This is a genomic window from Streptomyces indicus, from assembly GCF_900100315.1.
Taxonomy (GTDB): Bacteria; Actinomycetota; Actinomycetes; order Streptomycetales; family Streptomycetaceae; genus Streptomyces; species Streptomyces indicus.
The window spans coordinates 17803-37042 of record NZ_FNFF01000012.1 but is presented as its reverse complement, the minus strand read 5'-3'; the positions used below and the strand labels follow the sequence as shown (position 1 = coordinate 37042).

Here is a 19240-nt window from a genome sequence, read left to right as displayed (position 1 = left end):
GGGAGGTCACCTGGGGAGTTGACCGGCCCGAGGGGGTGAGGGGACTGCGCGGCGGCACCGGCTCGGTGCCGCCGCACAGGTGTGTCCGGAGGGAGTGTCGGGAGGGGGTGTGCGGGGCGTCCCGGCGGGTGCCGGGGACCTTGACAGCCGTCGGTATCTGACGGACAGTCAGAAACCTTCACCCGTACGAGGTCAGGGAGGCCGCCGCCGTGCACCTCGCCCCAACCGAGCGCCAGCAGGAGCTGCGCGCCGAGCTGCGTGCGTACTTCAGGGACGTGATGCCGCCCGACCGCACCGCGCTCGCCGACGACCCCGCCGAACAGCGCCGGCTGCTGCGCAGGATCGGCGGGGACGGCCGGCTCGGGCTCGGCTGGCCGCAGGAGTACGGGGGCCAAGGGCGCGGTCCCGACGAGCAGTTCGTGTTCTTCGACGAGGCCTACCGCGCGGGCGCGCCCGTCTCCATGGTCACGCTCAACACCGTCGGCCCGACCCTGATGAAGTACGGGACCCGGGAGCAGAAGGACTACTTCCTGCCCCGGATCCTCAGCGGCGAGATCGTCTTCGCGATCGGCTACAGCGAGCCCTCGGCCGGCACCGACCTCGCCTCGCTGCGGACGAAGGCCGTGCGTGACGGCGACAGCTGGGTGATCGACGGGCAGAAGATCTTCACGTCCAACGCGCAGAACGCCGACTGGATCTGGCTGGCCTGCCGCACCGACCCCGACGCCCCCAAGCACAAGGGCATCTCGATCATCCTCGTGCCCACGGACGCGCCCGGCTTCTCCTGGACGCCGATCCACACGGTGGGCGGCCTCGCCACCACGGCCACGTACTACGACGGCATACGGGTCCCGGCCGGCAACCTCGTCGGCGAGGAGAACGGCGGCTGGGGCCTCATCACCAACCAGCTCAACCACGAACGCGTCGCGCTCGCCGCGATCGGCATGCAGGCCGAGGACTTCTACGCGGAGGCGCTCGCGTACGCCCGTACACCTGATCCGGTGACCGGCGAACGCCGGATCGACCTGCCGTGGGTGCAGTCGCGGCTGGCCGAGGTGCACGCCCGGCTGGCGGCGACGCGCCTGCTCAACTGGCGTCTGGTGGGGGATGTCGGGGCCGGCACGCTCGCGCCCGGCGATGCTTCCGGCGTGAAATTCGCGGGAACCGAATCGGCCGTCGAGGTGTATCGAATGTGCCAGGAGATCACGGGCGAGGCGGGGACGGTCCGCGCCGGGTCGCCGGGGGTCTTCGGCGACGGGGAGCTGGAGCGGATGAACCGTGCGGCCCAGATCAACACCTTCGGGGGAGGGGTGAGCGAGGTGCAGCGCGAGATCGTCGCCACGATGCGGCTCGGCATGCGGAGGGTGAAGCGGTGAGCGGCGCCTTGGACGTCGACGGTGCGGGCGGCGTGGACGAGGACGCCTTCCTCAAGGAGCTCAAGGCGTACGAGGGGCAGCCCGCCGCCGAGGGCGGAGTGGGCCGCGACCTCGTCAACGAGCCGATGATCAGGCACTGGTGCGAGGCGATGGGCGACACGAACCCGGCGTATACGGGCCCGGACGCCGTCGCCCCGCCGACCATGCTCCAGGCCTGGACGATGGGCGGGCTCGGCGGGCACCAGGGGCGCTCGGCCGCGCAGCAGGAGCTGTTCGAGCTGCTCGACGGGGCCGGGTTCCGGTCGGTCGTGGCCACCGACTGCGAGCAGGAGTACCTGCGGCCGCTGCGGATCGGCGACGAGATCACCTTCGACGCCGTGATCGAGTCGGTGTCGGAGCGGAAGACCACCAAGCTCGGGACCGGCCACTTCGTGACGACCCGGATGGATGTGCGGGCGAACGGGGAGCTCGCGGGCACCCACCGCTTCCGCATCCTCAAGTTCGCGCCCGCCAAGCGCCCGGCGAGGACGTCAGGGGCCAAGGACGGCAAGCCCGTACGCCGCCCCCGCCCCGTGATCAACCGGGACAATGCGGGGTTCTGGCAGGGCGTCGAGCAGCACAAGCTGCTCATCCAGTGCTGCACCGGCTGCTCGGTCCTCCGTTTCCCCTGGCTGCCGGGGTGCAACTCCTGCGGGAGCCAGGAGTGGGACACCGTCGAGGCGAGCGGTGAGGGCACGGTCTATTCGTACGTGGTCATGCATCACCCGCCCTTCCCGGCCTTCGATCCCCCGTACGCCGTGGGCCTGATCGAGCTGGCGGAAGGTGTGCGGATCATCAGCAATGTGGTGGGCGTCCCGCATGACGAGGTGCGGATCGGCATGCCCGTACGACTGGAATTCCTGCGCGCCGACGAGGAGTTGGAGGTGCCGGTGTTCCGGCCCGTCCAGCAGGAGTCGCCGGCGGCTGCTTCGGCTGAGGGGAGCGCGGCCTGATGGACTTCACGCCCACGGAGGAGCAGGCGGCCGCGCGGGAGCTGGCCGCGCAGATCTTCGGCGACCTCTCCACCCCCGAGCGCCTCGCGGCGAACGGGACGGGGACGGACGCCGAGCTGTGGAAGGCGCTCGGGTCCTCCGGACTCATCGGCGCAGTACGGGACATCGGGCTGCTCGGGCTCGTCCTGCTCCTGGAGGAACAGGGGCGGACCACGGCGCAGGTGCCGTTCGCGGCCGGCTGCGTCTACGGGCTGCTCGCGGTGGACACGCACGGCACGGACGAGCAGCGTCGGCGGCTGCTGCCCGGGTTCGAGGACGGCTCGGCGGTGGCGACCGGGGCGTTCCCTGCGGCCGCGGGTGTACGGGCGGAGGGCTCGGCCCTCACCGGTACGGTGCCGTGGGTCCCGTGGCTGCGCGACGCCACCCATGTCCTGGTCGCCGACGCCGCCCACAGGCTGTGGATGGTGCGGGCGGCGGACGCGCGGATCGAGGACGTGGAGCTGACCGCGCCCTGGTCGGCCGGGCGGCTGGTGCTCGACGGGACACCGGCCGAGCGGATCGGCGGCGACCATGCGTACGAGCGGGTGCTCGCCGACGCGCGGACCGCCTTCGCCGGAGTGCAGGCCGGCGTGTGCTCGGGCTCGCTGGCCCGAGCCGTCGAATACACCTCCGTACGCGAACAGTTCGGCAAGCCGCTCGCCGCCAAGCAGGCCGTGCTCCTTCGCGCGGCCGACGCGTACATGGACACCGAGGCGATACGGGTCACCTCCTACGAGGCCGCCTGGCGCCGCGACGAGCTGCTCGGCTACCGGGAGGCCGCGCTCACCGCGGCCTGGTGGGCCGCCGAGGCGGGCACGCGCGTGGTGCACGCCGGGCAGCATCTGCACGGCGGCATGGGCGCGGACCTGGACCATCCCGTGCACCGGCACTTCCTGTGGGGGCGGCAGATCGCGGCGTATCTGGGCTGCGGATCCGAAGTCCTTTCGGAGTTGGGCGAGTTGATAGCCGTGAGCGCCGAGGGAGGTGCGCGATGAGTGCCGGCGCGCGGACGTGGGCGGAGGGCGACGAGCTGCCGCCGCTGGAGATCCCCGTCACCCGCACCCTGATCGTCGCCGGCGCCATCGCCTCGCGCGACTACCAGGACGTGCACCACGACGCGGAGCTCGCGAAGGCCAAGGGCTCCCCCGACATCTTCATGAACATCCTGACCACCAACGGCCTGGTCGGCCGCTACCTCACCGACCACTTCGGCCCGGACGCGGTGCTCCGCAAGGTCGCCATCCGGCTCGGGGCGCCCAACTACCCGGGGGACACGATGGTGTTGACCGGCAAGGTCGTCTCCGTCGCGGAGGGCACGGCTCAGGTCGCGGTGGTGGGGGCCAACGGGATCGGCAAGCACGTGACCGGCACGGTGACGGTGGGGCTGCCGCGGGAAGGGGCGAGCCGATGAGCGTGCGCAACCGGGACAGCCTCGGCGGCAGGGCCGCCGTCGCGGGCATCGGCGCGACCGAGTTCTCCAAGGACTCCGGGCGCAGCGAGCTCAAGCTCGCGGTCGAGGCCGTACGGGCCGCGCTCGACGACGCCGGGCTCACCCCGGCCGACGTCGACGGCATGGTCACCTTCTCCATGGACACGAGCCCCGAGATCACCGTCGCCCAGGCGGCCGGCATCGGCGACCTCTCCTTCTTCTCGCGGATCCACTACGGGGGCGGCGCGGCCTGCGCCACCGTCCAGCAGGCGGCCCTCGCGGTCGCGACCGGGGTGGCCGAAGTGGTCGTCTGCTACCGGGCGTTCAACGAGCGCTCCGGCCGCCGCTTCGGCTCCGGTGTGCAGCAGCGCGAGCCCTCGGCGGAGGGCGCGGCGCTCGGCTGGTCGCTGCCCTTCGGGCTGCTCACACCCGCGTCCTGGGTGGCGATGGCGGCCCAGCGCTATCTGCACACGTACGGACTGACGCCCGAGGCCTTCGGGCATGTGGCCGTCACCGACCGCACGTACGCGGCGAACAACCCGGCGGCGTACTTCTACGAGAAGCCGATCACCCTCGCCGACCACGCGGCCTCGCGCTGGATCGTCGAGCCGCTGCGGCTGCTCGACTGCTGCCAGGAGACGGACGGCGGTCAGGCCATCGTGGTGACCACCGCCGAGCGCGCCCGCGACCTGCGGCACAAGCCCGCCGTGATCACGGCGGCAGCGCAGGGCGCGGGCCGCAAGCAGGAGGCCATGACCAGCTTCTACCGCGACGACCTGACCGGGCTGCCCGAAATGAGTGTGGTGGCGCGGCAGTTGTGGCGGACCTCCGGGCTGCGGCCCGAGCAGATCGACGTCGGCATCCTGTACGACCACTTCACGCCGTTCGTGCTGATGCAGCTGGAGGAGTTCGGGTTCTGCAAGCCGGGCGAGGCCGCGGACTTCGTCGCCGAGGGGGCACTGCCGATCAACACCCATGGCGGGCAGCTCGGCGAGGCGTATCTGCACGGGATGAACGGGATAGCCGAGGGCGTCCGCCAGCTGCGCGGCACCTCCGTGAACCAGGTGGCGGGGGCGTCGAACGTGCTGGTGACGGCCGGCACCGGGGTGCCGACCTCGGGGCTTGTGCTGGGGGCGGACGGCTGAACCCGCCGGCGTTCCGGGGCGCGGACGGCTGAACCTGTCCCGCCCCGGGGCGTGTCCCCGGGGCGGGGCCGGGGGCGCGGCCCTTCACTCGGTGCATGCGCACTCCCAAGCTGATCATTGGACTACTGGTCCTGGTGGCCCTGACCTCGCTGACCACGCCCTCGGCGGCGGTGCCGGCGTCCGATCACCGAGGCACCGCATCCGCGTCGGCCTCCGCCCCGGTGGGTGCGGCCCGCGGCAAGGTGTTCGACGGCTGGGCCTTCGACACCTGTCTGACCCCGTCCCTGGGCACGATGTCGGCCTGGCGGAAGTCCAAGTTCCGCGGGGTCGCGGTCTACTTCGGGGGCCGCGGCCGCTTCTGCAGGAAGCAGCCGAACCTGACGCCGAACTGGCTGCGCGAGGTCGACCGGATGGGCTGGAGCGTGCTCCCGGTGTACGTCGGCTCGCAGTCGCCGTGCGTTCTCGTACCGCACAAGAAGAAGGTGCGGATCGGGCGCGACGCCTGGGGCCAGGGCCGCAAGGAGGGCCGGGACGCGCTGCGCCGCGCGCGGACGCTCGGCATGAAGCGGGGCAGCGCGCTCTACCTCGACATCGAGAACTACCGGATGGACAAGTGGCAGTGCCGCAAGCCCACCCTGACCTTCGTACGGGCGTGGAACCGCACGGTGCGCGCGCACGGTTACGTGCCCGGCTTCTACTCCAGCCTCGGCTCCGGCATCTGGCACATGGAGCGCGCCCGCAAGGCCGGTTACGGGGACCTGCCGAGCGCCCTCTGGTACGCGCGCTGGAACGGAAAGCCGCGCGCCTACCCCATCCCGGGCGTGAGCCCGAACGCGTGGCGGGGTGCGAGCATCCACCAGTACCGGGGCCCGAAGAAGGAGAAGTACGGCGGCCGCACCCTGGAGGTCGACCGCAACCGGGTCCACGCGCCGGTGGCGGTGATCCGCTGAGCGCGGTGGGACGCGGGCCCAACCCCCCCCTCGCCCCGCCCCGTGACCCCTCTGCCTCAGGTATGACCCCGAGGGGACCGTCATCGGCTCCTCCACCCTCAGGAGGTGGGGGCAGCCCCCGTCCTACAACCTGAGGCGGACACGGCTTCAAGCCCTGCGGCCGATCCGCGCGGGCGGGGCCGCTTCTAGCGTGGAGCCATGACCACACCCGTGTGCACCAGCGCATCGAAGCCCGCCGGCCTCGGCGCCGTGAAGGCCGCGCAGAAGCCGGCGCGGGGGGCCGCGCGACCGTCCGGCGCGCAGGCCGCCGCGGCCGCTTCCGGCGTACGGTCCGTATCCGGCGTACGGGCCACCTCGGGCAAGCGGCCCGCGACCAGCACGCGGGCCGCTTCCGGTACACGGGCCGTGACCGGCACGCGGTCCGCGGGATCCGCCGCGACCCCGGCCGCCGCGCACACCGCGCACGCCACGGGGACCCTGATGTACCCGAGCTTCGCCTCGTACGTACGCGCCCGGCAGCCGGTCCTGCTGCGCACCGCGCGCTCGCTCACCTCGAACCCGTCGGATGCCGAGGACCTGCTCCAGACCGCGCTGACCAAGACGTATGTCGCCTGGGAGCGCATCGAGGACCACCGCGCCCTCGACGGCTACGTCCGCCGCGCGCTGCTCAACACCCGGACCTCGCAGTGGCGCAAGCGCAAGGTCGACGAGTTCGCCTGCGACGAGCTGCCCGAGCCCGAGCCGGTGCCCGTCGCCGACCCGGCCGAGCAGCAGGTGCTCCAGGACGCGATGTGGCGCGCGATCATGAAACTGCCGGACCGGCAGCGGGCGATGGTCGTCCTCAGGTACTACGAGGACCTCAGCGAGGCGCAGACCGCCGAGGTGCTCGGTGTCTCGATCGGCACGGTCAAGAGCGCGGTCTCCCGTGCGCTCGGCAAGCTCCGCGAGGACCCGGAACTGACGCCCGTCCGCTGATCACAGCTTCGCAGCGGCTGATCGATCATTCCCTGGGCTAGTGACATACCAGTGGGTATGCGGTGAGAATCGGCGCAACCCTACTGCTCCGTAGCGCCCACCGGGAGGACGCCGTGCTGAGCACGATGCAGGACGTACCGCTGACAGTGACCCGCATTCTCCAGCACGGGTCGAAAATCCACGGGACGTCCCAGGTGACGACCTGGACCGGCGAGGCGGAGCCGCACCGCCGCTCCTTCGCCGAGATCGGCGAGCGCGCGGCCCAGCTGGCCCACGCCCTGCGCGACGACCTCGGGGTCGACGGCGACGAGCGCGTGGCCACCCTGATGTGGAACAACGCGGAGCATGTCGAGGCCTACTTCGCCATCCCGTCCATGGGTGCGGTCCTGCACACGCTCAACCTGCGCCTTCCCCCTGAGCAGTTGGCGTGGATCGTCAACCACGCGGCCGACCGCGTCGTCCTGGTCAACGGCTCGCTGCTCCCCCTGCTCGCCCCGCTCCTGCCGCACCTCGCGCCCATCGAGCACGTGGTCATCAGCGGCCCGGGCGACCGCTCGCTGCTCGACGGCGCGAGCGTCCAGGTGCACGAGTACGAGGAGCTGCTCGCCGGGAAGCCCACCACGTACGCCTGGCCGGAGCTGGACGAACGCCAGGCCGCCGCCATGTGCTACACCTCCGGCACCACGGGCGACCCCAAGGGCGTCGTCTACTCGCACCGCTCCATCTACCTGCACTCCATGCAGGTCAACATGGCCCAGTCGATGGGCCTCACCGACCAGGACACCAGCCTGATCGTGGTGCCCCAGTTCCACGTCAACGCCTGGGGGCTGCCGCACGGCGTCTTCATGACCGGCGTGAACATGCTGATGCCGGACCGCTTCCTGCAGCCCGCGCCGCTCGCCGAGATGATCGAGCGCGAGCAGCCCACGCACGCCGCCGCCGTGCCCACCATCTGGCAGGGCCTGCTCGGCGAACTCCAGCAGAACCCGCGGGACATCAGCTGCATGAAGCAGGTGACGATCGGCGGCTCGGCCTGCCCGCCCGCCCTCATGGAGGCCTTCGACAAGCTGGGTGCCACGGTCTGCCACGCCTGGGGCATGACGGAGACCTCCCCGCTCGGCACCGTCGCCCGCCCGCCGGCCCACGTGGTCGGCACCGAGGAGGAGATGGCGTACCGCCTGACCCAGGGCCGCTTCCCGGCCGGTGTCGAGGCGCGGCTGGTCGGCCCGGGCGGCGAACACCTGCCCTGGGACGGGCAGTCGGCCGGTGAGCTGGAGGTGCGCGGCCCCTGGATCGCGGGCTCGTACTACGGCGGCGCAGCGGGCGAGAACTTCAAGCCCGAGGACAAGTTCAGCGAGGACGGCTGGCTCAAGACCGGCGATGTCGGCGTGATCAGCGCCGACGGCTTCCTGACCCTGACCGACCGTGCGAAGGACGTCATCAAGTCCGGCGGCGAGTGGATCTCCTCCGTCGAGCTGGAGAACGCGCTGATGTCCCACCCGGAGGTCGCCGAGGCAGCGGTCGTCGCCGTCCCGGACAAGAAGTGGGGCGAACGCCCGCTTGCCACCGTGGTGTTGAAGGAGGGCGCCTCGACGGACTTCGTTCAGCTCAAGGAGTTCCTGGCCACGAAGATCGCCAAGTGGCAGTTGCCGGAGCGCTGGTCGATCGTGGAGGCGGTGCCGAAGACGAGCGTGGGCAAGTTCGACAAGAAGGTGATCCGCCGCCAGTACGCGGACGGTGACCTGGACATCACCGAGCTGGCGTAACGCCGCTCGGCCCTACGGGGCCGGGCTCGCGGAGCCGGATATACGGAGCCGGGCCCGGGTTTCACGTGAAACATCACGTGCGACCCGGGCCCAACGCCGTTCGGGCACGGCCTAGTTGGGGCACGGCCTAGTTGGTGCCGATCTTCGCGAGCAGGTCCACGATCCGGGTCTGCACCTCGACGCTCGTCGACCGTTCGGCGAGGAAGAGCACGGTCTCCCCCGAGGCCAGCTTCGGCAGGTCGGACTGGTCCACGGCCGCCGTGTAGACCACGAGCGGGGTGCGGTTGAGCTGCCCGTTCGCCCGCAGCCAGTCCACGATTCCGGCGCGCCGGCGCCGTACCTGCAAGAGGTCCATCACCACGAGGTTGGGCCGCATCTGCGTCGCGAGGGTGACCGCGTCGGCGTCGCTGGCAGCCCGCGCCACCTGCATGCCGCGCCGCTCCAGGGAAGCGGTGAGCGCCTGCGCGATCTCCTCGTGCTCCTCGATGAGCAGCACCCGCGGCGGATGCTGCTCGCTGTCGCGGGGAGCAAGTGCCTTGAGGAGTACGGCGGGATCGGCCCCGTACGCCGCCTCGCGCGAGGCCTGCCCGAGCCCGGCCGTCACCAGGACCGGCACCTCGGCGGCCACCGCGGCCTGCCGCAGCGCCTGGAGCGCGGTGCGCGTGATCGGCCCGGTCAGCGGGTCGACGAAGAGCGCGGCGGGGAACGCCGCGATCTGCGCGTCCACCTCCTCGCGGGAGTGCACGATCACCGGCCGGTAGCCGCGGTCGCTCAGCGCCTGCTGCGTGGACACGTCCGGCGCGGGCCACACCAGGAGGCGGCGCGGGTTGTCCAGCGGCTCGGGCGGCAACTCGTCGTCCATCGGCAGCGGTTGGGGCCGGTTGGCCACCTCGACGGCACCGCCGGGACCGTCGAGCGCCTGCGGTCCCTCGGCACCCTCGTCGGGCGCCTCTATCGCGTAGGCACGCCCCTGGCTCTCCGCCGGCGCGCGGCCCGGGATCATCTCCGCGGGCGCCCGCTCGGGCTGCTGCATGGGCGGCAGCGGCTGCGATACGGGGGCGGTGGGCGCTTCAGGTGCGGCTGGTGTGACAGGTGCCGTGGCGGCGGGCATTCCGGGTGCGGGTGTGCCGTGTGTGGGTGCGCCGTGCTGGGGAGTGCCCTGTGCCGGCGTGCCGACGGTGGGCACACCGGCCGTGGGGGTACCGGCTGCGGGAGTGCCGCCCGTGGGAGTTCCGGACGCGGGTGTCCCCGCCGCGGGTGTACCGGAGGCAGGTGTCCCGCCCGCGGGCGTGCCCCCGGCGGGGGTCTCCTCGGAGCGGCGCGGGTCCGGGGGCGTCCCCAGCTTGCGCCGCCGCCCGGAGCCCGCGGGCGCCTGCCCGCCCAGGCTCTGGCCGGAGCGCGCGGAGGGCAGCGGCGGCAGGCCGGGCCTGCGCTGCTGCTCGGCGAAGTGCTGCGCGAACGGCACGCCCTGCCCGAGCGTGCGCACGCTGAACCCGCGCCCCTGCGAGGCACCCGGGTCCGCGGCCGCCTCGGCCGGCAGGGGCTGCGCGATCCGCGGGCGCGCGGGGGTGGCCGGCTGCGGACCGGCGCCGGGGTGCTGCTGGGGGCCGGCCTCGGGCCCGGCCGCCTGTTCGGCCGCGGCCGCGTCTTCCCGTACGGGAGAAGCCTGTTGGGCCGGAAGCTCCACGGCCGGGACGTCCTGGACCGACGACGCCTGGACCGACGACGCCTGGGCCGACGGCCCCGCAGCCTCCTGCGCCGCTACGGGGCTCTGCGGGCTCTGCGGAGGGGCTGGCTGCGAGGAGGCCTGCACGGCGCCGTCCTGCACCGCACCCTCGGCGGCGCCCTGCCTGGACTGCGCCACGAAGTCCAGCGCGGACTCCTGGATGGACGGCAGACCCTGAGCAGCGGGCAGCTCCTGGTGGCCGGGCAGCTTCTGCGCGGCGGCGAACCCTTCCGCAGCGGGCAGCTCCTGCACACCGGGCTGCTGGGACGGGTCCCAACCCCCCGGCCGCACCGGCTCGTTCACCTCGGGACGCGCCCGGCGGCGCCCGCTCGGCGCCTCGGCCGGGTGCGGCTGCGGGGGAGTGTGCCCGGCCGGGAGGCCGTACGCGGCCACCTCGTCCGCGCGCGGAGCCGCGTCCTGCGCCGGCCCGGCGCCGTGGGCCGCGGCGCCCCGCTCATCGTGTGAGTGGGCACCGGCGTGGTCGTGCGGATGCGCACCGGCATGGTCGTGCGGGTGGGCGGCCGGCAGCGCGGAATCGTCGAGCACCGTGGCCTCGCCGGTCACGCCCGGTGTGCGGTCCGCCTCGGCGGGCGGCAGCGCGAAGGCCGTACGCCCGGAGCCGGCCTCCTCCGCAGCGGCACGCTCGGCGGCCGCGGCGAGCGCCCGGCGGCGCCGGCCGGTCGGCTGCGGCTGCGCACCCTCCGCGGCCGGCGGCAGCGCGGCGACGGCCGAGGACGCACGCCGGGCCCTGCGCCCGGTGGGCGCCCCGGCTTCGGCGGGCACACCCTGCGGAGGCACCGCGGCACCGAGCCCGGGGGCACCGGCCGGCGCCCCCGCGGCGTGCTCGGCCGCGGTCACCACGGCGCCCTGCGCGACCTCGGCCGCGGGCTCGTTCGGCACGGGCTCGGCGTGCGCACGGCGCCGGCGCCCCGTACCGCCACCGCCTCCGGTCACGGAGATACCGCCGCCGTCCGACTCGGCGGAGACCTGCGCGGGCACCCGGTCGCCCTCGCCCGCCGCTGCGGCCCGCCGACGGCGGCGGCCGGTCGGCGCGGGCTGGTCGGCGGGGGCCGCCGGCACCGGGGCGGGCTCGGCCTCACGGTTGTCGAGGAAGGAGTCCACGGAGGCCCGCCGGGCCCTGCGCCGCCCGCCCGAACCGGGCGCGGTGTCCCCGTTGCCGGCCACGGAAGCCACGTCCGCCGCGGCAGCCCCGTCCGGGGCGGCGGCCTGCTCGGGCAGCGCGAGTTCGCTGCCCGCGGGAGCGGCCTCGACCGTCCCGGCCCCCGACCCGATCGGCACCTCGAGCACGAAGGCGCTGCCACCCATGCCGGGCACCTCGTGCGTCTGGAGCACACCGCCGTGCGCCCGCACGATGCCCGCCACCAGCGGCGCATGCACCGGATCGCCGCCCGCGAACGGCCCGCGCACCTCGATCCGGACGACGTCACCGCGCTGCGCCACGGCGACCACGATCGTGGAATCGACATAACCGGCCGACGGATCGGCCACCCGCGCATTGCCCGTGGAATCGATGCCCGCGACATCCGCGATCAGATGCGCGAGGGCGGTGGCGAGCCGCGCGGCGTCCACCTCGGCCTCGATCGGCGGCGCGTGCACCGCGAACTGGGCCCGCCCGGGCCCGATCAGCTCCGCCGCACCCTCGACACCGGCGGTCACCACGCGGTCGAGCAGCGCGGGCACCTTGTGCAGCGAGTGCGAACCGTCGTCGAGGAGCTGGTAGTTCAGGACGTTGTCGACGAGCGTCGTCATCCGCGTATAGCCGGCGGCGAGGTGGTGCAGGATCTGGTTGGCCTCGGGCCACAGCTGTCCCGCCGGGTCGTCGGCGAGCGTGCCGAGCTCGGCCCGCAGATGCTCCAGGGGCCCGCGCAGCGACTCGCCGAGCACCGCGAGCAGTTGGGCGTGCCGCGCGGACAGCTGGGCGTAGCGCTCCCGCTCGCGCTCGGCGAGCTGCTCGTAGCGCGCGGCCTCCCGCTCCCGCAGGTCCGCATAGCGCTCGCGGGCGCCGGCCTCCAGCTCCGCGTACCGCTCGGCCTCGCTCGCGGCGAGCGCGTCGTACTTCTCCTGCGCCGCGGCCCGCTCCTGCTCGAGCTGCTCCTGCAACGCGTCGTAGGGCCGCCGGTCGGTGAACGTGAGCACCGCGCCGACGAGCTGGTCCCCGTCCCGTACCGGCGCCGTCGTCAGATCGACCGCGACCGGCTTGCCGTCCTTCGCCCACAGGACCTGCCCGCGCACGCGGTGCTTGCGGCCGGAGCGCAGGGTGTCGGCGAGCGGGCTCTCCTCGTACGGGAAGGGCTCACCGTCGGCGCGCGAGTGCTGCACCAGGGTGTGCAGCTCCCGGCCGCCGAGGTCGGAGGCCCGGTACCCGAGGATCTGCGCGGCGGCCGGATTGACGAGGACGACCCGCCCCTCCGTGTCCGTGCCGACCACGCCCTCGGCCGCGGCCCGCAGGATCATCTCGGTCTGCCGCTGCGAGCGCGCGAGCTCGGCCTCGGTGTCGAGGGTGCCGCTCAGATCCCGTACGACGAGCATGAGCAGCTCGTCGCCCCGGGAGCCCGAGCCCTGGCTCTCGTAGGCCTCGCGCCCGTCGAGATTGGCGCTGGTCACCTCGACCGGGAACTCGGTGCCGTCGGTCCGCCGCGCGGTCATCCGCTTCGGCTTGGTCCGCCCGCGCTCGTCGGTCGTGTCGGGCCGCCGCATCGAACCCGGGATCAGCCGCGAGTCGAATGCGGGCAGCAGATCGAGCAGCCCCCGCCCCACCAGTGCCGTACCCGGCGCCTCGAAGGTGTCCAGCGCGATCGTGTTGGCGTTGACCACCGTGCCGTTGGCGTTGACGAGCAGCAGCGCGTCCGGCAGGGCGTCGAGTATGGCTGCGAGGCGAGCAGCGCCTCGGGATGGCCTGCTGCTCACGACGACGGGTCCTCCCTGTTACCGCACCTTGCGTGCCCGCGGACCCGGCATTCCCCCCGGCCCGTGGCATGTCACTCCAGGGAGTCTACGGGCAGCGGTTGCGCTCGGGACGCCGGATGAGAGGGAGATCCCAGGAAGGGGGAACGGAGGAGGTGTGACCGCGCAGGTGGGCCGCCTTCACGGCCTTCCGCACGGGATGTACCGGACCTTCACCACACGCGGGGGCCGCCGGAGTCGGGCGAGGACTGCGGGAGCACGGGCACGAGCTGGTTCCAGCGCCCGATCTCGCACCCGTTGCTCCGGTCGAAGCTCGCGGACACCTGCTGCCCGCGCCAGGTCCCGGTGATCCGCGCGGTCTCGGGTCCGCCGTACTGCATGGTGCAGAGCGCGTCGGCCGGCACCGGCGCGAACGGATCGCGCCCCTCCTGCGCGATCGCGTCCAGCCGTGCACAGGCCTCCTCGGCCTGCGGATGACTCCCGCCGCCACTGCCGCTGGAGCTCCCACTCCCATCGCCCTCACACGTGAGCTCGTACGTCTCGTACGGCGCGGCCGCTCCGGCCCCCGACGTGATCGTCAGCACATCGGGCTGCGGCTCGGGCAGGGCGTGGGCCGGCGGCTCGTCGGCGTGCGCGGCGACGGGCGCCCCGGCCACCGCGGCGAGCGACGCGGCCACGGCGACGGCGAAACGACTGACCTTCATGGGGACTCCAGGTGTGGGACGGACACCCTGTTCAACGCCCGCGTCGCCCGGACGTTGCGCCCCCGTGCCCCGGGCCGACAATGCTTTGCCCTGCCGCCCACGTGCCTAGTACCGTGGGGGGCGATTGGTGACAGCCCGCTCGGCTGTGTCATCATCTGCAACGCACCACGCGCTCGCGCAGGTGCGCTGGAGGCGTCGCCTAGTCCGGTCTATGGCGCCGCACTGCTAATGCGGTTTGGGCCTTAAAGCCCATCGAGGGTTCAAATCCCTCCGCCTCCGCACCACGACTCAGGGCGCCCACTCCTCACGGAGCGGGCGCCCTGAGCCGTTCCCGGACCCGACCGCACGTGCCCGCCGGTTGTCAGCCCGCCGGTGGTCAGCCCGTCGATTGTCAGTGCCGGATGCGAGCATCGCCGGATGACCTCGAACGCATCCCACAATCCGCCGGAACCGCCCGCACGCCCCCTGCCGCCCCTGAACGCCGACGAGCGCACCACCCTCACCGCCTGGCTGGACTTCCACCGCGCGACGCTCGCGCTCAAGTGCGAGGGCCTGACGGACGACCAAGCCGCGACGGCCTCGGTCCCGCCCTCCGCATTCACGCTCACCGGCCTGGTCCAGCACATGGCGGAGGTGGAGCGGAACTGGTTCCGGCGCGTGTTCGCCGGCGAGGACGCCCCGCCGATCCACGACCCGCAGGCGGACCCTCGGGGACCGGACGGCGGCTTCGACCTCGCCGACGACGCCACCCTGGGCGGAGCGCTGGCGACGTGGCAGGCGGAGGTGGAGTACGCCCGCAAGCTCTGCGCCGACCATCCGCTGACCGCCACGGGCCGCTTCATGGGCCAGGACGTCAGCCTCCGCTGGATCCTCGTCCACATGATCGAGGAGTACGCCCGCCACAACGGTCACGCGGACCTGCTCCGCGAACGCATCGACGGCACGACGGGAGTGTGACCGCACCCCGTACATCTGCCCGGATCCGACGTTTCCGCAGGTCACAAGGGGTGCGGATAACGGATTTCACATGGCGGCGGCAGTCATGTAATGTTCTTCCTGTCGCCGCGAGCGGGGCGAAAGCACCGAAGCGGGACAACAGAACAAGCACTCGTAGCTTAACGGATAGAGCATCTGACTACGGATCAGAAGGTTGCAGGTTCGAATCCTGCCGAGTGCACATAGGCAAAGGGCCCGGGAGATTCTCCCGGGCCCTTTGGTTTGTCTCCGATGAGTTTGCGCGTGCTCCCCGGTCTCCCCTCTGACAACCGGAGACAAAAGGGAGAGGCGGTGGCCGTCATGGACAAGCAGTTCAGTGCGGTGTTGCAGAAGAGTGCGAGCAAAGGTGGCTGGACCTATGTGGTCTGGCCCCAGGCCGCGGAGTTCTTCGGGACCCGAGGGCTCGTGAAGGTGCGGGGCACGATCGACGGGCATCCGTTCCGGAGCTCTTTCATGGCGCTGGGGGACGGGACGCACAAGCTGCCGGTGAAGGCGGAGGTGCGCAAGGCCATCGGCAAGGGCGAGGGCGACACGGTCACGGTCCGGCTCCAGGAGCGGCTCGAAGAGTGAGCGTGAGTTCCCGCGGAGTTCCCGCGGTCCTACCTGCCGGGTAATCGACGTCGCGTACCGCTGCTGCCAGCATCGAGGCAGAGCGGCTCCGAGCGGGCCGAACGAGTCGCATCAGTCGATCAGTCGGAGGTCGTCGTGTCTTCTGCCTACGTCATAGCCCGTCTGCGCAAAGGGCCCCTGCATGCGGATCTCGCCGAGTACATCGAGCGGATTCCCGGGACCTTCGAGCCGTTCGGCGGGCGGTTTCTCGTGCATGTCACGCCGCACGAGGTGCTCGAGGGGAGCTGGGACGAGGACGTCGTGATGATCGGGTTCCCCGGGGTCGAGGAGGCGCGGGCCTGGTGGGAGTCCCCGGCGTATCAGGAGATCGCCCCGCTGCGGACCCGGCATCTCGACGGCGACATCATCCTGATCCGGGGCGTTCCGGAGGGGTATGACGCGACGAAGACCGCGGCCGGGCTGCGGGGGATGCTCAAGGGACAGGAGTAGGGAGAGGTCCGCGAGAGGTCAGCGGGGTGTGAGGCGGTGGGCCAGGCCCGCGTAGCTCGTGACGAAGCCCGACGCGTCGAACTCGACCTCGCTCTCGAAGGCGCCCGAGGTGAAGTGCACCCGGGTGCCCGCGGGGCCGGGGCCCTCGTACGCGTAGGTCTGCGGGGAGGCGTGCACCGTCAGGTCCGGGACCGATACCCACGCCATCGTGAAGTCGCGCGTGCCCGGCGTGCGGTGCAGCGCGTGGCGCAGGACCGGCATCGCGTTCGTGAGCGGTGAGAGGCCGAGATCGCAGTCCAGGGTGTCCGGACCGGCCCATGGGAGCGGGGCCCCGTTCGCGGTCCAGGCGCCGGTCGCCTCGTCCCGGCGCAGGTCCAGATGACGGTGCGACTCCAGGTGCTGTTGTGGGCCCGGGTGCTGCTGCGGGCCAAGGTGCTGGTATGAGCCACGGTGCTGCTGCGAGCTCAGGTGCTGCTGCGGCTCCAAGTGCCCGGTGCCGTCCGTGGTTTCGGCCGTGACGGTCAGGCGGCGCGTGATCCAGTCGGGGCCGGTCTCCAGGTCGTACGAGAGCCAGTACGGGTACGGCAGGGCGGCGAAGACGCGGCCGTGGGCCGTGAACGCGCGCGGTCCCGTCTCCGTGACCCAGGCCGTCTCGAAGCCGCCGGTCTCCGTCACCTGCCAGGTGAGGACTCGGGTCCGGGCCCGGTGCCGGTGCTGCTCCTGGACGCGACTGTCAGTCATGGGCACCAGGATGGGGCCCATGGCGTGGTGGTGCACAGGGGTGCGGTGGCGGGAGGCCGGTCCGGCGCTCGGGTGGTGGGCGCCCGGGCGTGCGGGGCGCGAGAGCGTGCTCGCGTACGGACAGGAGCTCGCCTTCGTCGTACGCGGCGGGCGCGGCTGTCTCGGGGTGTGGCGGGGCGGGCGGCGTACGCCCTGTCCGCGCGGGGCGGAGGTGCCCGCGCGGGCCACGCGGGCGCAGTGCGAGGAGTGCGCGCGGATCGACCGGTCGTACTCGGTCGCGGCCGACACGATGGCCGACGACCCGCGGCCGTATGCCGTCTATCTGGCGTACTTCGGGCCGGGCCTGGTGAAGGTCGGGATCACCGCGGACGAGCGCGGCTCCGCGCGGCTGCTCGAACAGGGCGCGGTGGCCTTCACATGGCTCGCACGCGGGCCGTTGATGGCGGCGCGGCGGGTGGAGGAGCTGGTCGGGGTGGCGCTCGGGGTGCCGGACCGCATCCCGTACGCGAAGAAGCGCCTGGTGCGGTCCGCCCTGCCGCCGTTCGACGAGCGGGTGGCCGAGCTGCGGGAGTGCCGGGAGCGCGCCGGGCGGCTCACGGGCTGGCCGGAGTCGTTGGAGCGCGCGCCGTTCGAAGTCGTCGACCACAGCGGACGGTTCGGCCTGACCGGTGAAGGGGCCGCCACCGCGGTGGTACGGGAACTGGCCGCCGAGGCCGTGGTGGTGGGCCGGCTGACGGGGGTCGCGGGGCCCGATCTGCATCTGGCGGCAGAGGGGGGCGAGGTGCTCGTCCTGGACGGGCGGCTGCTGGCGGGGTGGCGCCTCGACACGGCGCCGGCGGGGGCGGTGGCGGATGTGCGGACGGTGGAACTCGGGGGTGTGCAGGGCGGGTTGTTCTGAGTCCGGCGCGCGTTCGGTGAGGTGGAACGGGAGGCCGCTCACGGCTGCCCGCGGCCGGCCGCGAATGGTCAAGTCTTGGATCCCTTTGACCGGCAGACCTGGACAGCCCGTCGAGCCCGGCCACAGGCTTGGCCCATGGAGATCACGCCCGTCGAGGCCTTCGAACTTCCCTACTACACCGTCGTCTTCACCTCCGTGAAGAAGCCCGAGGCGTACGCCGACGGCAGCTACCCCGAAGCGGCCCAGCTGATGAACGACCTGGTCAAGGGCGTGGACGGCTACCTCGGCCACGAGAACGCCAGCACCCCGGGCGGACTGTCCATCACCGTCGGGTACTTCCGCGACGAGGAGGCCATCAAGGCCTGGCGGCAGAACCTGGAGCACCAGCGGGTGCAGAAGCAGGGCAGGGCCGAGTGGTACGACAGCTACACCTGCCATGTGGCGAAGGTGGAGCGGAGCTACGGGTTCCGGCGGGACGCCTGAGCGACGGGCCGTCGCACCGGACTCCTGCGAGACGCGGGCCGTTTCTCAGGGAATTCACAGATTCGGGTCAGACGGCTCTCACCCGCCCCCGCCAGGGTCGTCACCATGGCCCCCACCAATAGCGATGCGCGTACCGAACTGTTCCGGCCGGACGGCTCTCCCGTGCGGGTGCTCGTCGTGGACGACGAGGCCTCGATCACCGAGCTGCTCGCCATGGCCCTGCGCTACGAGGGCTGGGAGGTGCGGACGGCGCACGACGGCGCGAGCGCCATCCGGGCCGCGCGGTCCTTCGCCCCCGACGCCGTGATCCTCGACGTCATGCTGCCCGACCTGCACGGGCTCACCGTGCTCGGCCGCATCCGGGCCGACCGCCCCGAGGTCCCCGTGCTGTTCCTGACGGCCAAGGACGCGGTCGAGGACCGGATCGCCGGGCTCACGGCGGGCGGGGACGACCACGTCACCAAGCCGTTCTCCCTGGAGGACGTCGTGGCCCGGCTGCGCGGCCTCATCCGCCGCTCCGGCGCCGCCGCCAGGCGCAGCGAGTCCCTGCTCACCGTCGGCGACCTGACCCTCGACGAGGACAGCCACGAGGTGACCCGCGGCGGCGAGCAGATCCAGCTCACCGCGACGGAGTTCGAGCTCCTTCGCTACCTGATGCGCAATCCGCGCCGCGTGCTCAGCAAGGCGCAGATCCTCGACCGCGTGTGGAGCTACGACTTCGGCGGCAAGGCGAACGTCGTGGAGCTCTACATCTCGTATCTGCGCAAGAAGATCGACGCCGGCCGGCCCGCGATGATCCACACGCGCCGCGGCGCCGGCTATCTGATCAAGGCCGCCGAAGCCCCTGCTCAGCCTCAGGTCCAGACCCAGGCCCGGGCACAGGTGCAGTCACAAAATCTCGCGGGAGCCGCCGCGGGCGCCGGAGCCGGAGCCCGATGAGAGGTCCGCGGCCGCCGCTCGGCCGGCGGCCCGCGAGGGCCTCCACACCCTCGCCGCCCCAAATCAGCTATACAGCGTAAGAGAGTTTCTTGTACGG

General features: G+C 72.6%; 17 protein-coding genes and 2 tRNA genes. 16 read left to right on the top strand and 3 right to left on the bottom strand.

Annotation, left to right across the window (positions count from 1 at the left end):
• The first annotated feature begins 209 nt into the window (after positions 1–209).
• From BLT97_RS25615 to BLT97_RS25580, 8 genes are all read left to right on the top strand, one after another.
• Positions 210–1376: an acyl-CoA dehydrogenase family protein gene (locus BLT97_RS25615; protein WP_093614179.1), complete on the top strand. Its 1167-nt coding sequence runs from the start codon at positions 210–212 to the stop codon at positions 1374–1376.
• An 8-nt stretch (positions 1377–1384) separates the two neighbouring features.
• A complete protein-coding gene (locus BLT97_RS25610; RefSeq protein ID WP_425442768.1) occupies positions 1385–2368 on the top strand; it encodes a bifunctional MaoC family dehydratase N-terminal/OB-fold nucleic acid binding domain-containing protein in 984 nt (327 codons plus the stop codon).
• Positions 2368–3402 carry an acyl-CoA dehydrogenase family protein gene (locus tag BLT97_RS25605; protein WP_093614177.1) on the top strand — a complete coding sequence of 345 codons (1035 nt, stop codon included), beginning with the start codon at positions 2368–2370 and terminating at the stop codon, positions 3400–3402. Before BLT97_RS25610 ends, BLT97_RS25605 begins: the two co-directional genes overlap by 1 nt.
• Complete coding sequence (locus BLT97_RS25600) at positions 3399–3818, top strand: MaoC family dehydratase (protein ID WP_093614175.1); 420 nt, start codon at positions 3399–3401, stop codon at positions 3816–3818. Before BLT97_RS25605 ends, BLT97_RS25600 begins: the two co-directional genes overlap by 4 nt.
• Positions 3815–4981, top strand: coding sequence for a lipid-transfer protein (locus tag BLT97_RS25595; RefSeq protein ID WP_093614173.1), 1167 nt, complete (start codon positions 3815–3817; stop codon positions 4979–4981). The genes BLT97_RS25600 and BLT97_RS25595 overlap by 4 nt, the downstream gene beginning before the upstream one ends.
• A 95-nt stretch (positions 4982–5076) precedes the next feature.
• Positions 5077–5931: a glycoside hydrolase domain-containing protein gene (locus tag BLT97_RS25590; RefSeq protein WP_093614171.1), complete on the top strand. Its 855-nt coding sequence runs from the start codon at positions 5077–5079 to the stop codon at positions 5929–5931.
• A 480-nt stretch (positions 5932–6411) separates the two neighbouring features.
• Positions 6412–6906, top strand: a complete 495-nt coding sequence (locus tag BLT97_RS25585) for a SigE family RNA polymerase sigma factor (protein ID WP_093614460.1) — start codon at positions 6412–6414, stop codon at positions 6904–6906.
• Positions 6907–7019: 113 nt separating this feature from the next.
• Complete coding sequence (locus tag BLT97_RS25580; protein WP_176953892.1) at positions 7020–8672, top strand: long-chain fatty acid--CoA ligase; 1653 nt, start codon at positions 7020–7022, stop codon at positions 8670–8672.
• Positions 8673–8799: 127 nt separating this feature from the next.
• Here the strand turns inward: BLT97_RS25580 and BLT97_RS25575 are convergent, their stop codons facing one another.
• Both BLT97_RS25575 and BLT97_RS25570 read right to left on the bottom strand, forming a co-directional pair.
• Entirely contained in the window at positions 8800–13326 is a 4527-nt protein-coding gene (locus BLT97_RS25575; protein WP_093614169.1) for a PAS domain-containing protein, read from the bottom strand.
• Positions 13327–13535: 209 nt separating this feature from the next.
• Complete coding sequence (locus BLT97_RS25570) at positions 13536–14027, bottom strand: SSI family serine proteinase inhibitor (RefSeq protein WP_093614167.1); 492 nt, start codon at positions 14025–14027, stop codon at positions 13536–13538.
• 188 nt (positions 14028–14215) lie between these two features.
• Between BLT97_RS25570 and BLT97_RS25565 the strand changes: the two genes are divergently transcribed.
• The 5 genes from BLT97_RS25565 (at position 14216) to BLT97_RS25545 (ending at position 16082) form a co-directional block, all read left to right on the top strand.
• Positions 14216–14306 (top strand) — tRNA-Ser (locus BLT97_RS25565).
• Positions 14307–14444: 138 nt separating this feature from the next.
• Positions 14445–14984: a DinB family protein gene (locus tag BLT97_RS25560; RefSeq protein WP_093614165.1), complete on the top strand. Its 540-nt coding sequence runs from the start codon at positions 14445–14447 to the stop codon at positions 14982–14984.
• 147 nt (positions 14985–15131) lie between these two features.
• Positions 15132–15204, top strand: a tRNA-Arg gene (locus BLT97_RS25555).
• Positions 15205–15323: 119 nt separating this feature from the next.
• Entirely contained in the window at positions 15324–15593 is a 270-nt protein-coding gene (locus BLT97_RS25550; protein ID WP_093614456.1) for a DUF1905 domain-containing protein, read from the top strand.
• A 135-nt stretch (positions 15594–15728) separates the two neighbouring features.
• Positions 15729–16082: a DUF1330 domain-containing protein gene (locus BLT97_RS25545; RefSeq protein ID WP_093614163.1), complete on the top strand. Its 354-nt coding sequence runs from the start codon at positions 15729–15731 to the stop codon at positions 16080–16082.
• Positions 16083–16100: 18 nt separating this feature from the next.
• Here the strand turns inward: BLT97_RS25545 and BLT97_RS25540 are convergent, their stop codons facing one another.
• A complete protein-coding gene (locus BLT97_RS25540) occupies positions 16101–16823 on the bottom strand; it encodes a putative glycolipid-binding domain-containing protein (RefSeq protein WP_093614454.1) in 723 nt (240 codons plus the stop codon).
• A 19-nt stretch (positions 16824–16842) separates the two neighbouring features.
• Here BLT97_RS25540 and BLT97_RS25535 point away from each other — a divergent pair, with 19 nt between their 5' ends.
• The 3 genes from BLT97_RS25535 to BLT97_RS25525 all read left to right on the top strand — a co-directional run bounded on the left by BLT97_RS25535 (position 16843) and on the right by BLT97_RS25525 (position 19143).
• A complete protein-coding gene (locus tag BLT97_RS25535) occupies positions 16843–17721 on the top strand; it encodes a DUF2797 domain-containing protein (protein WP_093614161.1) in 879 nt (292 codons plus the stop codon).
• A 135-nt stretch (positions 17722–17856) separates the two neighbouring features.
• Positions 17857–18204 (top strand): antibiotic biosynthesis monooxygenase family protein, encoded by a 348-nt coding sequence (locus BLT97_RS25530; protein WP_093614159.1) that lies wholly within the window; start codon positions 17857–17859, stop codon positions 18202–18204.
• A 105-nt stretch (positions 18205–18309) separates the two neighbouring features.
• The gene (locus BLT97_RS25525) at positions 18310–19143 is read left to right on the top strand and encodes a response regulator transcription factor (RefSeq protein ID WP_093614156.1); all 834 of its coding nucleotides are present in this window, start codon (positions 18310–18312) and stop codon (positions 19141–19143) included.
• Positions 19144–19240: the final 97 nt, after the last annotated feature.

What these genes read in the sequence shown, in the direction of transcription:
- BLT97_RS25605 (WP_093614177.1), top strand. Translation starts at nt 2,368, where the DNA reads ATGGACTTCACGCCCACGGAGGAGCAGGCGGCCGCGCGGGAGCTGGCC.
- BLT97_RS25600 (WP_093614175.1), top strand. Translation starts at nt 3,399, where the DNA reads ATGAGTGCCGGCGCGCGGACGTGGGCGGAGGGCGACGAGCTGCCGCCG.
- BLT97_RS25595 (WP_093614173.1), top strand. Translation starts at nt 3,815, where the DNA reads ATGAGCGTGCGCAACCGGGACAGCCTCGGCGGCAGGGCCGCCGTCGCG.
- BLT97_RS25590 (WP_093614171.1), top strand. Translation starts at nt 5,077, where the DNA reads ATGCGCACTCCCAAGCTGATCATTGGACTACTGGTCCTGGTGGCCCTG.
- BLT97_RS25585 (WP_093614460.1), top strand. Translation starts at nt 6,412, where the DNA reads ATGTACCCGAGCTTCGCCTCGTACGTACGCGCCCGGCAGCCGGTCCTG.
- BLT97_RS25570 (WP_093614167.1), bottom strand. Translation starts at nt 14,027, where the DNA reads ATGAAGGTCAGTCGTTTCGCCGTCGCCGTGGCCGCGTCGCTCGCCGCG.
- BLT97_RS25560 (WP_093614165.1), top strand. Translation starts at nt 14,445, where the DNA reads ATGACCTCGAACGCATCCCACAATCCGCCGGAACCGCCCGCACGCCCC.
- BLT97_RS25550 (WP_093614456.1), top strand. Translation starts at nt 15,324, where the DNA reads ATGGACAAGCAGTTCAGTGCGGTGTTGCAGAAGAGTGCGAGCAAAGGT.
- BLT97_RS25540 (WP_093614454.1), bottom strand. Translation starts at nt 16,823, where the DNA reads ATGACTGACAGTCGCGTCCAGGAGCAGCACCGGCACCGGGCCCGGACC.
- BLT97_RS25535 (WP_093614161.1), top strand. Translation starts at nt 16,843, where the DNA reads ATGGCGTGGTGGTGCACAGGGGTGCGGTGGCGGGAGGCCGGTCCGGCG.
- BLT97_RS25530 (WP_093614159.1), top strand. Translation starts at nt 17,857, where the DNA reads ATGGAGATCACGCCCGTCGAGGCCTTCGAACTTCCCTACTACACCGTC.
- BLT97_RS25525 (WP_093614156.1), top strand. Translation starts at nt 18,310, where the DNA reads ATGGCCCCCACCAATAGCGATGCGCGTACCGAACTGTTCCGGCCGGAC.